The organism is Pseudomonas sp. WS 5503, assembly GCF_012985385.1.
Taxonomy (GTDB): domain Bacteria; phylum Pseudomonadota; class Gammaproteobacteria; order Pseudomonadales; family Pseudomonadaceae; genus Aquipseudomonas; species Aquipseudomonas paracarnis.
The window spans coordinates 227,158-239,472 of sequence record NZ_JAAQWI010000003.1 but is presented as its reverse complement, the minus strand read 5'-3'; the positions used below and the strand labels follow the sequence as shown (position 1 = coordinate 239,472).

General features: G+C 54.8%; 11 protein-coding genes and 1 tRNA gene. 7 read left to right on the top strand and 5 right to left on the bottom strand.

What is annotated here, in order from left to right; genetic code table 11:
* Nucleotides 1–9: 9 nt before the first annotated feature.
* The 5 genes from hisA to HBO10_RS10190 form a co-directional block, all read right to left on the bottom strand.
* Nucleotides 10–747: a 1-(5-phosphoribosyl)-5-[(5-phosphoribosylamino)methylideneamino]imidazole-4-carboxamide isomerase gene (hisA, locus tag HBO10_RS10210; RefSeq protein WP_003187784.1), complete on the bottom strand. Its 738-nt coding sequence runs from the start codon at nt 745–747 to the stop codon at nt 10–12.
* A gap of 39 nt (nt 748–786) precedes the next feature.
* Nucleotides 787–1,044 carry a DUF2164 domain-containing protein gene (locus HBO10_RS10205; RefSeq protein WP_032894032.1) on the bottom strand — a complete coding sequence of 86 codons (258 nt, stop codon included), beginning with the start codon at nt 1,042–1,044 and terminating at the stop codon, nt 787–789.
* A complete protein-coding gene (gene hisH / locus HBO10_RS10200) occupies nt 1,045–1,683 on the bottom strand; it encodes an imidazole glycerol phosphate synthase subunit HisH (RefSeq protein WP_034125534.1) in 639 nt (212 codons plus the stop codon).
* On the bottom strand, nt 1,683–2,279 hold the full coding sequence (hisB, locus tag HBO10_RS10195; RefSeq protein WP_003187781.1) for an imidazoleglycerol-phosphate dehydratase HisB: 597 nt from the start codon (nt 2,277–2,279) through the stop codon (nt 1,683–1,685). Before hisB ends, hisH begins: the two co-directional genes overlap by 1 nt.
* A 276-nt stretch (nt 2,280–2,555) precedes the next feature.
* Nucleotides 2,556–4,217 (bottom strand): OFA family MFS transporter, encoded by a 1,662-nt coding sequence (locus HBO10_RS10190; RefSeq protein ID WP_019819976.1) that lies wholly within the window; start codon nt 4,215–4,217, stop codon nt 2,556–2,558.
* 326 nt (nt 4,218–4,543) lie between these two features.
* Between HBO10_RS10190 and HBO10_RS10185 the strand changes: the two genes are divergently transcribed.
* From HBO10_RS10185 to HBO10_RS10155, 7 genes are all read left to right on the top strand, one after another.
* Nucleotides 4,544–6,760 carry an AsmA family protein gene (locus tag HBO10_RS10185; protein ID WP_034125532.1) on the top strand — a complete coding sequence of 739 codons (2,217 nt, stop codon included), beginning with the start codon at nt 4,544–4,546 and terminating at the stop codon, nt 6,758–6,760.
* The gene (gene mutY, locus HBO10_RS10180) at nt 6,757–7,824 is read left to right on the top strand and encodes an A/G-specific adenine glycosylase (RefSeq protein ID WP_034125531.1); all 1,068 of its coding nucleotides are present in this window, start codon (nt 6,757–6,759) and stop codon (nt 7,822–7,824) included. Before HBO10_RS10185 ends, mutY begins: the two co-directional genes overlap by 4 nt.
* Nucleotides 7,821–8,093, top strand: coding sequence for an oxidative damage protection protein (locus HBO10_RS10175; protein ID WP_034125530.1), 273 nt, complete (start codon nt 7,821–7,823; stop codon nt 8,091–8,093). The genes mutY and HBO10_RS10175 overlap by 4 nt, the downstream gene beginning before the upstream one ends.
* Nucleotides 8,094–8,196: 103 nt before the next feature.
* Nucleotides 8,197–8,272 (top strand) — tRNA-Phe (locus HBO10_RS10170).
* Between the two features lie 632 nt (nt 8,273–8,904).
* A complete protein-coding gene (locus HBO10_RS10165) occupies nt 8,905–9,879 on the top strand; it encodes an ABC-three component system protein (protein ID WP_169921989.1) in 975 nt (324 codons plus the stop codon).
* Nucleotides 9,866–10,111 (top strand): ABC-three component system middle component 6, encoded by a 246-nt coding sequence (locus tag HBO10_RS10160; protein WP_169921988.1) that lies wholly within the window; start codon nt 9,866–9,868, stop codon nt 10,109–10,111. Before HBO10_RS10165 ends, HBO10_RS10160 begins: the two co-directional genes overlap by 14 nt.
* Nucleotides 10,102–11,826 (top strand): DUF2326 domain-containing protein, encoded by a 1,725-nt coding sequence (locus tag HBO10_RS10155; protein WP_169921987.1) that lies wholly within the window; start codon nt 10,102–10,104, stop codon nt 11,824–11,826. Before HBO10_RS10160 ends, HBO10_RS10155 begins: the two co-directional genes overlap by 10 nt.
* Nucleotides 11,827–12,315 lie beyond the last annotated feature (489 nt).

Here is a 12,315-nt window from a genome sequence, read left to right as displayed (position 1 = left end):
GGTCAGTCCTCAGCCGTTGTAGGCATCGCAGTAAGCCTGGGCTTCGGCGACGTCCAGGGTGCCTTCATAGATCGCACGGCCGGTGATGGCGCCGATGATCCCAGGCGCCTTGGCGTCCAGCAGCGACTTGATGTCGCCCAGGTTGTGGATGCCGCCGGAAGCGATCACCGGAATCTTGGTGGCCGCTGCCAGGGCTGCGGTGAAAGGTACGTTGCAGCCCTGCATCATGCCGTCTTTGGCGATGTCGGTATAAACGATGGCGGACACGCCGTCGGCTTCGAACTGCTTGGCCAGGTCGATCACTTGCACGGTGCTGATTTCAGCCCAGCCGTCGGTGGCGACGAAGCCGTCCTTGGCATCCAGGCCGACGATCACCTTGCCAGGGAACGCGCGGCAGGCTTCGGCGACGAAGGCTGGGTCTTTCACGGCCTTGGTGCCGATGATCACGTAGCTCACGCCCGCTTTCACGTAGTGTTCGATGGTTTCCAGGGAGCGGATACCGCCGCCGATCTGGATCGGCAGGTTCGGGTAGCGCTTGGCAATGGCGGTGACCACCTCGCCATTGACCGGCTGGCCTTCGAAGGCACCGTTCAGGTCCACCAGATGCAGACGACGGCAGCCCCCTTCTACCCATTTGGCAGCCATGCTCACCGGGTCATCGGAGAACACGGTGGAATCTTCCATGCGGCCTTGGCGCAGGCGGACACAAGCGCCGTCCTTGAGATCGATAGCGGGGATAATCAGCATCTGGCAAACCTTATTCGATATTCAGCAATGCTTGGGAAATCAGGGTTTCTCAAGCGACCACAAGTCGCTTTCGATGCTTTCGAACCTTTCTTTAAGGAGCGTCTGCGTGTCGAAAATCGCCCTGTTGTAATAATGCGGCGCCACTTCGGTGGTGAACAACTCAAGAATTTCGGCGACCTCGAACGAGCCCAGCTTGAGCTCGAAGCGGTCTTCCATGAACCGCTTGATCTTGTCGGTAGCCTCACGCTCCTGCTCGGGCGCGAGGTTCAAGATCGGCGGCTTCGGCTTCCTGGCCATTTACCAGCGACCATCCCACGCGGCGAAGTTCTGCAGCAATTGCAGGCCATGGGTATGGCTTTTCTCCGGGTGAAACTGCACGGCAAAGCGCGAACCATCGGCCAGTGCGGCGGCAAAATCGACGCCGTAATGCCCGCCACCCACCACCTGGCGCGGGTTACCGGCGGCGATGTAGTAGCTGTGCACGAAGTAGAAACGCGCCATGTCCGGGATGTCGTGCCACAGCGGGTGATCGACGGTGCGGCGCACTTCGTTCCAGCCCATGTGCGGGACTTTGAGGTGCTCGCCATCTTCATGCAGGTCTTTGCCGAAGAACTTCACCTGGCCCGGAAACACCCCGATGCAGTCCACACCGCCGTTCTCTTCACTGCTGTCGAGCAAGGCTTGCATGCCCACGCAGATACCGAGGAAGGGGCGGTCCTGGCTGACTTCGCGCACCAGGCTGTCAAAGCCCAGGCGGCGGATCTCGGCCATGCAATCGCGAATCGCGCCAACGCCGGGGAACACCACGCGGTCGGCTTCGCGAATCACGTTGGCATCGCTGGTGATCAGCACCTTGCCGGCACCTACATGCTCGAGGGCCTTGGCCACCGAGTGCAGGTTGCCCATGCCGTAGTCGATAACCGCGACCGTCTGCATTACAGAACGCCCTTGGTCGACGGCATTTGCCCGCCCATGCGCTCATCGACTTCCACGGCCATGCGCAGTGCGCGGCCGAAAGCCTTGAACACGGTTTCGATCTGGTGGTGAGTGTTGGTGCCGCGCAGGTTGTCGATGTGCAGGCTGACCAGTGCGTGGTTGACAAAGCCCTGGAAGAATTCCTGGAACAGGTCGACGTCAAAGCCACGGCCCACGTTAGCGCGGGTGTACGGCACGTGCATCTGCAAACCCGGGCGACCGGAGAAGTCGATGACCACACGGGACAGCGCTTCATCCAACGGGACATAAGCATGGCCGTAGCGACGGATGCCTTTTTTGTCGCCGATGGCCTTGGCAAACGCCTGGCCGAGGGTGATGCCCACGTCTTCCACCATGTGGTGGTCGTCGATATGCAGGTCGCCTTTGCCGACGATATCCAGGTCGATCAGCCCGTGACGGGCGATCTGGTCCAGCATGTGCTCAAGAAAAGGTACACCGATATCAAATCGGGCCTTTCCGGTGCCATCCAGGTTGATCGAGGCTTTGATCTGGGTTTCCAGAGTGTCGCGCTCGACAGATGCCTTACGTTCGGCCATCACCAGCTCCGCAAAATCATTGGGCGAAAAAGGCAGCCATTATAGGGGCGCAGGCGCTAAACAGAAACAACGAAGGGGATAAGACTGACGAGTTGGAGCGAGGAATGTCGGGGATAGACATGTGCATACATGTGAGCATGGGCTTATGTGGGAGCTGGCTTGCCTGCGATGCAGACACCTCGGGGTATCAGTTACACCGCAGTGATGCTATCGCAGGCAAGCCAGCTCCCACACAAGCCCGGCCCCACAGGAGCCGGGCCCACCCTTATTGCGGTGTCAGTGGAACAGTACCGCCGTCTTCTGCAGGGTCACCCACACACCCCACGCCAGCGGAATACCCACTACCAGCCACGCAGCAATCGCCAGCGGCTTGCTGGCGGCGGAGGCCTTCCACTCCAGCACGGTGGTGGCATCGGCACCTTTGTCATGGCCCAGCGCCTGTTCGGCGGCAAGTTCTGCATCAGTCATGAAGTACTTGTCGGCCACCGGGCGCACCAGCAGGTTGCAGATGAAGCCCAGCACCAGCAGGCCGGCGAGGATGTACAAGGTGATGTCGTAGGCCGCGGCGCGTTCAACGCCGATGCTCAACTGGTATTCACGCAGGTAGTTCACCAGCACCGGGCCCAATACGCCCGCAGCGGCCCAGGCGGTCAACAGGCGACCGTGAATCGCGCCAACCATCTGAGTGCCGAACAAGTCCGCCAGGTAGGCCGGAACCGTGGCAAAACCACCGCCGTACATCGACAGAATGATGCAGAACGCGGCCACGAACAGCGCCACGTTACCCAGGTGCCCCAGGTTCGGGATCAGCGCGTACAGGGCAAAGCCCAGGGCGAAGAACACAAAATAGGTGTTTTTACGCCCCAGGTAGTCGGAGAACGACGCCCAGAAGAACCGGCCACCGATGTTGAACAGGCTCAACAGGCCGGTAAAACCAGCGGCAATGGCTGCAATGGAGGCCAACTGGCCCGCATCCAATTGACCAAATGGCACATCAACACCCAGCAACTTGCCGCCGAACACTTCCTGCAGCAGTGGCGAAGCCATGCCCAGGATGCCGATACCGGCCGACACGTTCAGGCACAGCACCAGCCATACCAGGCGGAACTGCGGGGTTTTCCACGCGACATTCACATGCACATGGCGGTGAGTGATCATCGCATTGCTGGCTTTTTTCGCCGGAGCAGTCCAACCCTCAGGCTTCCAGCCGGTTGGCGGCACGCGATACAGCAGTGCACCACCGATCATGAACACGAAGTAAATCGCCGCCATGACTACAAAGCTCTGCCATACACCGACGCTGGTCGGTGAAGAGAAATGGCCCATCAGCGCCGCGGCCAAAGGTGCACCCACCATCGCGCCGCCGCCAAAGCCCATGATCGCCATGCCGGTCGCCATGCCGCGCTTGTCCGGGAACCACTTGATCAAGGTCGAGACGGGAGAGATATAGCCCAGGCCCAGGCCAATACCGCCAATGACCCCGGAGCCGATCCACATCAGCCAGATCTGGTGGGTATAGATACCCAAGGCCGAGATCAGCAGGCCACCACACCAGCACAGCGCCGAGACAACACCAGCCTTACGCGGCCCGGCGTGTTCCAGCCAACCGCCCCAGATCGCTGCGGAGCAGCCCAGGAAGATGAAGAACAGGGTGTAGATCCAGCCCAGCATGGAGATGGGCCAGTCGCATTGGGACGAAAAGACTTGGGCGATAAAGCTCATGTCCGGCGCGCAGGCCACCGGCGCGGTGATACCCAGCGCCTTGGACAAGGGCAGCCAGAACACCGAGAAGCCGTAGGCCATGCCGATGCACAAGTGGATGGCCAGTGCGGCCGGTGGAACCAGCCAGCGGTTGAAGCCCGGCTTGGCGATGATGCGCTCCTTGGACAGGAACGCAGGCTGTGCGGCGGCATTGCCGGCCACAGTGCTAGTGCTCATTGGTGTTTCCCCCAGTTATTGGTATGCGTCCGTCAGGCGCTCTCTCCCTCGGCCTTGCACGCAAAGCGTGGCCGTTTTGTTGAGTGAAGCTCCCTTTTAGGCGCGACGTTAAGTCGCAGAAGGCGGACGAACGTGCAGAGATTAGCACCAGTGGATGACGGAAAAATCAAACTGCCACTACCTTTTTTCGATTATCTGTATTTTCTTGACGTCAAAATCCCATTTCCGCACCGGTGGATACAATGTAACGATCCGTGAACTGACGCCGGCCTTCGGGCGTTATACTCTGCGGCTAAATTTTGAAATCGACATACAAGGACTCGCCCATGAAAGCGTTCGGCAAAATCCTGGGTCTGGTACTTCTCGGGCTGTTGCTGATCATTGTGGCGCTCGGCTTTGCCCTGACCCACCTTTTCGATCCCAACGACTACAAAGAAGAAATTCGCCAGATAGCCCGCGACAAGGCCCACATCGAGCTGACGCTCAATGGCGATATCGGCTGGAGCCTGTTCCCCTGGCTGGGCCTGGAGCTTCATGAAGCCAGCGTCGCAACCCTGACCGCACCGACTCAACCGTTTGCCGACTTGCAGATGCTCGGCCTGTCGGTGCGCGTACTGCCGCTGCTGCGCCGCGAAGTGCAGATGAGCGATGTGCGTGTCGAGGGCCTGAACCTACGCCTGAACCGCGATAAGCAAGGCCACGGCAACTGGGAAGACATCGGCAAGAACCTGCCCGACGAAACCACAGGTACCCCCGCTCCCGCGCCGGTCGAACCCGTGGCTGAAACCAAGCCGGAAAAGCCACCGCAGCCGATCCGCCTGGACATCGACAGCCTGACCATCAACAACGCCCGCGTCGAATACACCGATGAACAGACCGGCAAGCAATTGAGTGCCGAAAGCATCCAGCTGAGTGCCGGTGCCATCCACGAAGGCGCCAGCATCCCGCTGAAACTCACGGCATTCCTGGGCAGCAACCAACCGCTGATGCGGGTCAAGACCGAACTGAACGGCAACTTGCGCATCCAGCGCGCGCTCAAGCGTTATCAGTTCGAAGACATGCGCTTGAGTGGCGAGGCCACCGGCGAGCCGTTGCAAGGCAAGACGGTGAGCTTCTCCACCCAGGGCCAATTGTTGGTGGACCTCGCCGCCAACGTCGCCGAGTGGACCAACCTGAAACTGGCGGCCAACCAGTTGCGCGCCTTGGGCGAACTGAAGGCCAATGACCTGGACAAAACCCCGCAGATCAGCGGCGCGCTGTCGGTCGCCCAGTTTGACTTGGCCAAGTTTCTTGAGAGCGTCGGCCACCCATTGCCTGCGATGGCCCCGGGCAGCCTGAGCAAGGTCGAGCTGGTCAGCCGCCTCAAGGGCACGCCCACCAGTGTGGCCCTGGAAAACCTGAACCTGAAACTCGATGCAAGCACCTTCAGCGGCCGCGTCGCTGTCGAGGACTTCGCCAAGCAGTCACTGCGGGTACAGCTCAAGGCCGATACCTTCAATGCCGACAACTACTTGCCGGCCAAATCCGAAGCGGCCAAAGGTGCAACCGCTGCACGCCAGGCCGAAGTACAGAGCAGCGAAGCCGGCGCCATGGCCGCAGGCGGCAACACGCCATTGCCGGAGGCGCCGACCAAAGGTGCCTGGAGCAACGACAAACTGCTACCGCTGACGCGCCTGCGCAGCCTGGACGTGAATGCAGACCTGGCCTTTGGCGAACTGACCCTGAGCCAGTTGCCCATTCAGAACGCGGTGCTCAAAGCCTCTGGCATTGACGGGCAACTCAAGCTCGACACCCTTAGCGGCGTTCTCTACAACGGCACGTTCCAGGCCAACGGCACACTCGACGTACGCCAGGACACGCCAGTGCTGGCCCTGCAAAGCCACATCAAGCAGGTACCCGTTGAGCGCATCCTGCAGGCCCAAGGGAAAAACCCGCCGGTCAAAGGCCAGCTCACCCTCGACAGTAACCTCAACGGCCGTGGCAATAGCCAGAAGGCCTTGATCGACAGCCTCAACGGCACCACCAGCATCGTGATCAACAACGGTGTGCTGCTCAATGCCAACATCGAGCAGCAACTGTGCACCGGCATCGCCCTGCTCAACCGCAAGACCCTGAGCGCCACACCAGGCGGCAAGGACACGCCCTTCCAGGAACTGCGCGGCAACCTCACGTTCCGTAACGGCGTGGCCAGCAACCCCGACCTGAAAGTACGCATTGCTGGCCTGACGCTCAACGGCAACGGTGATGTGGATTTACGCGTGCTGGGCATGGACTACCGCGTCGGCATCATCGTCGAAGGCGACAAGCGCGACGTGCCGGACCCAGCCTGCCAGGTCGGCGCCAACTTCCAGGGCATTGAGGTGCCACTGCGCTGCCGAGGCCCGCTTGAGCTTGGCGCCAAGGCCTGCCGCCTGGACAAGGACGGCCTGGGCCAGGTCGCCCTCAAGGCTGCCGGCAACCGCCTCAACGAGAAGCTGGAAGAGAAACTCGACAAGGTTAACCCCAAGCTCAAAGACGCATTGAAAGGCCTGTTCAACCGATGAGAAACGAGCAGTTTTCACAAGCGGTGCTGGACTGGTACGACCGCCATGGCCGCCACGACCTGCCCTGGCAACAGGACATCACCCCTTACCGGGTGTGGGTGTCGGAGATCATGCTGCAACAGACCCAGGTCAGCACCGTGCTCAACTACTTCGACCGGTTCATGGCGTCCCTGCCGACGGTCGAAGCCCTGGCCGCCGCGCCGGAAGATGAAGTGCTGCACCTGTGGACGGGCCTGGGCTACTACACACGGGCGCGCAACCTGCAGAAGACCGCCAGGATCGTGGTGGCCGAACACGGCGGCGAATTCCCCCGCGACGTGGAAAAGCTCACCGAGCTGCCGGGCATCGGCCTGTCCACCGCTGGCGCGATTGCCAGCCTGAGCATGGGCCTGCGCGCGCCGATCCTCGACGGCAACGTCAAACGCGTGCTGGCGCGCTTTACCGCGCAAGAGGGTTACCCGGGCGAGCCCAAGGTCGCCAAACAGCTGTGGGCCACCGCAGAGCGCTTCACACCCTTTGAGCGCGTCAACGCCTACACCCAGGCCATGATGGACATGGGCGCCACCCTGTGCACCCGCAGCAAACCCAGTTGCCTGCTGTGCCCGCTGGAAAAAGGCTGCGAAGCCCACATGCTGGGCCTGGAAACACGCTACCCGATCCCGAAGCCGCGCAAGACCATCCCGCAAAAGCGCACGCTGATGCCCATGCTGGCCAACGCCGAGGGCGCGATCCTGCTTTACCGTCGCCCGTCTACGGGCTTGTGGGGCGGCTTGTGGAGCTTGCCGGAGCTGGACGACCTGCAAGACCTGGATCACCTCGCCAACCAGCACGCGCTGGCGCTGGGCAAGCATCAGGAACTGCCCGGGCTGGTCCACACCTTCAGCCACTTCCAGCTGGCCATCGAACCCTGGCTGGTCCAGGTCGAGGAAACCGCCCATCACGTGGCCGAGGCCGACTGGCTCTGGTATAACCTCGCCACCCCGCCGCGCCTGGGCCTTGCCGCCCCGGTGAAAAAACTGCTGAAGCGCGCGGCCGACGTATTGAACGCAGGAGTTTCGTCATGACCCGCACCATCATGTGCCGCAAGTACAAAGAAGAACTGCCAGCCCTGGAGCGCCCTCCGTACCCAGGTGCCAAGGGCCAGGACATCTACGAGCACGTCTCCGCCAAAGCCTGGGGCGACTGGTTGAAACACCAGACCCTGCTGATCAACGAAAAACGCCTGAACATGATGAACGCCGAAGACCGTAAATACCTGGCCGGCGAAATGGACAAGTTCTTTTCCGGCGAGGAATACGCCAAGGCCGACGGCTACGTGCCGCCTGCTCAATAATTGATCAAAAACCAGGGTCTGCACGTAAGCGACGGTAATAATTAAATATTTTTTGAAAACTTGCTTGACGACCCCCTGAAAAACCCGTTTAATGCGCCCCGTTGCCCAGATAGCTCAGTCGGTAGAGCAGGGGATTGAAAATCCCCGTGTCGGCGGTTCGATTCCGTCTCTGGGCACCAAAATACCGAGAAACCCCAAGGAACAATGTGTCCTTGGGGTTTTTTATTGCCTACGATTTTATGGTCGCTGGACCATTTCTGGACCAAGGCGCTTCGGAGTGTGATTGAAAGGCGTTCAACGGACTTTCGGCACCCGAGCCAAAACTGAATAGTTTTAACCTGATTTAAATTGTCAGGTTGAGAGCCTCCCTCAGACAAGCTGAGGCGCCGGCAATACAGTCCGCCCCAGCGCAGCCCTTTCGCTTCCCCAGGCACGCCACAGAGCCTCTGAGCACCCTCTACCATCTCGCACTCCAGACGCTTACAAGTCACGCGGTATGCGCGGCGTGTACCGAAGGCGCCAAGCGTCGTAGACCGCACCACCAACCCTCGACACGCTTCGGCAGCAAAGCTGCGTTGGCCTCGGTTTTTTTACCAAATAAAAGCCACTTGCATATCGAAACAACTTAGAGACGGAAAGATCAAACTCAAGTATTTCAACCAACAAACAACTATCAGCATTTTATATCTATCAAATGTACACCCTCATAAAATTACAACTGCGAAAATTCAAAGGTATAGCGAAAACCATAAGAATATGCTATATATCCCGCGCGGGACATAAAATATAATGTCAGAACATGGAGGTAGTCATGGATAGAATAGAAAAAACATTAGCACGAGTCATATTCAAATCTAAAGTCGCCACCTTAGCTGGAATGGCCTTTCAAAATTTCTTTACTAGTATCATGACTTACCACTCCACTGATTTCACCACAGTCAAACCTCAAGGAAGTGAGGGCGACTGGAAAAATGACGGCCACGAGCCACAAATGGGAAGGTACTATCAGGTTTATGCTCCTGAGGTATTTGAAGAAGTAAAAGCTATTTCCAAGATCATTGAAGACTTCGACGGACTTCTTTTGAAGTGGGGCAACGGCAAGGTTTACCCTATCGGCGTAAAAGAGTTTTACTTTGTAATAAACGACGCATATCGCATACAACTAGGCACATATCCTACTACACTAGCAAAGCTAGAAGACATTCGACAACTGCACAGCCTCAGTGTATGCAAACCCTTTCTTTCCAAAGACCTAGAAGATAAGCTTCTTGATCTTGAAGATGACAAAATCTATTCTGTCATTGGATACATCCCTAATCCAGCCGATATCAAAGTACTAAGTCTTTCCCTTGTGGATGAGGTTGTTAAATACATTGCCGAAAATCCTACTACCCCGTCTCTCGACCAAACACTAACCAGCCCACTATTTAAAGAAAAAATAGTTTTCAATGAATTAAAGGCCACTGCCCCTTTACTAACAACGGCAAACTATCGCACCGGAACCTTAGAAATTTATTTCAGCGCAAATAGCAACTTCACCCGTCAAGAAGTAAGAGACAAACTTAAGGCAATTTACGAAGACAGCAAGCAAATTATTTTTCCGAACTCAGATGACGCCACCGAATCTGACCACCGCTTGTTTTATATACTTAACGAAATAACACCAAAATCTACCAATAACAATCCAAGGGTCTCTAAAGAGCTTCAAGATGCGGCCCTTGTAGTTATGTCATTTTTTTTCGAAGCTTGCGACATATTCGAGGAACCAACTTATGCTAATGCCTGACAAGCATGTTAAGTTTTCTGAGTCCTTGATTGGATTAGGCTCTTTCGTACTGGAAAGCCTAGATGAGCCTATGAGCATTGATGCGCTATGGAAATCTTTCAAACAAGCAAGAACAGAACAGAAATATCCATCCCCTCATTCATTTGAAAGTTTGGTATTGGCAGTGGACGTATTATTTTCTATCGGTGCTATCGAACCAACAAAGCTGGGAGCGCTTAGAAAATGCGCCTGATCCGACTATCTGCGAACCATCAAACATTCAAAACTGTTAATTTCAATCGAACAGGCATTACTATAATTGTTGGGTCTAAGACCAAGGACTCAAAGTCTGTTACTTATAACGGTGTAGGAAAGTCACTGATAGCAGAAATCATACACTTTTGCTTAGGTTCAAATAAAAACAAGGAGTTCGAGAAAAAAATACCTAACTGGATTTTTTCTCTTGAAATAGAGACCTCAACTAATCTTCATAAAATTTCAAGAAACACATCCAACCAAGCTGTTGTATTACTTGACGAGCAGGAAATCAAGCTTGCCAGCCTCAATCAATGGCTTGAACAACACTGCTTCTTTATCCCTAGAGGAGTGCCAGGGCTTTCATTTCGTTCTCTTGTTCCTAAATTCATACGCAGAGGCTTGAAGCAGTACAGCGACCCTAGGGAAACAGGTGATTACTCCGAATATGATAGTTTAATTAGAAACGCACTACTGCTGGGGATCGACGTTCATCTCATTGCGTTGAAGAGCAAAATCCGCGATGAAATCAATGCTCTTCAAACCCTACGAAAAAACTTTAAAACCGATCCACTTATCCGAGAATTTTACTCCGGAGGCAAAGACTCTGACATACACCTTAGTCATCTGGAAAGAAAAATATCCGAACTTGAGAAAAATCGCGACGAGTTTATAGTTGCTGAAGACTACTATGACATTCAACAAGAAGCTGACTCTCTATCTGAAAGCGCCGAAAAAATAAAAAATAATATTTTTATATTAAGAAGCGCGATAGTAAATATTGATGGCAGTATAAAAGAGCAGCCTGACCTATCCGTAGAAAGGATTAAAAACCTCTACAACGAGCTATTGCAGCAATTTAAACCCGAAGCTTTAAAGCGTTTGGATGAAGTTTCAGAGTTTCATAAAAAGCTTCTTGAAAATCGTATTTCTAGACTTAGCCAAGAAAAAATTAGAATACTTGGAGATCTAGAATCAGAAGAGAAGTCACTAAAATCAAAACAAACTGATCTTGATTCAAAGCTTCAACTTCTCGGAAAGACGCGTGCACTCGACCAATATACAGCGATAGTTAATCAGATTGCAGATCTAACGACTCAGTTGCAAAAACTCAAAGACTACAACTCACTCTCAATTGAGCTCAGCAACAAAGAAGCTAATCTAGAGCTTCAAATGAGCGAAGAGATAATTAAAACCAACAATTATCTTGAAGAAACAAAAGATGAGCGAGAAGGAAACTTCGAAGTTTTTAAAGAATATGCAAATCGTTTCTACCCAAACTCTCCAGCGGGCATAACACTGCACAACAACGAGGGTAAAAAAAATAAAATCCGATTTAACTTTGATGTACGCATTGAGAATGACAGCTCAGACGGAATCAATGAAGCAAGAATCTTTTGCTACGATATGACACTACTATCGCTTCAAGAAAACCATAGGATCAATTTCATCTTTCATGATAGTCGATTGTATTCCAACATGGATGTCCGCCAAAGGGCCGAACTATTTAGAATAGCAAGCGAAACCACACGTAGGAATGACTTACAATACATTGCAACGTTGAACCCGGACCAGATATCCGGCATGAGCGAGGACTTCACCCCTGAAGAATACAAGTCGCTAATACAAGACAACATTGTTCTTGAGTTGAAGGACGACTCGCCTGAAAGCAAGCTCCTCGGAATTCAAGTTGATATGCACTACGACCGTTGATTAGTGATAAATAACCTGAGACCAAGGCAGCTCTGCTGCCGCAGCATGTCGAGAGTTGGTACAACAAAACTGAGTTAGGCGCGTAAGACACTGTCACTGTGCCAGCCTCACTCATCGCATTAAGAGGTACAACACGAACGAGCTTAACCGTGCTGTACCTCACACATGTGAATGCCACTTGTTGACGCCGATCCGATTTTTGATCCACCTGCCGGAATTTAATTAATCCACCTCAGACCTCAAAAAGCGTCACTACTGGCCGGATTGTTGGGTGTTCAGGCGGGTCAATTAAAGTTGGCGCTCTAGGTTAAAAGTGGATCAGCGTCAACACCGGAATGACGTCCTCCAATCCACTATCACAGTGTCCCGAACCGGTGCCATGTCCAACGACATGGCACCCCAGATTAAATCGAACAACGGTAGTACCCAACCTTCTGCAACTCAGACTCGCAGTAGGCTTGCCGCCTCTTACCTAGCACCTTCCTAAAT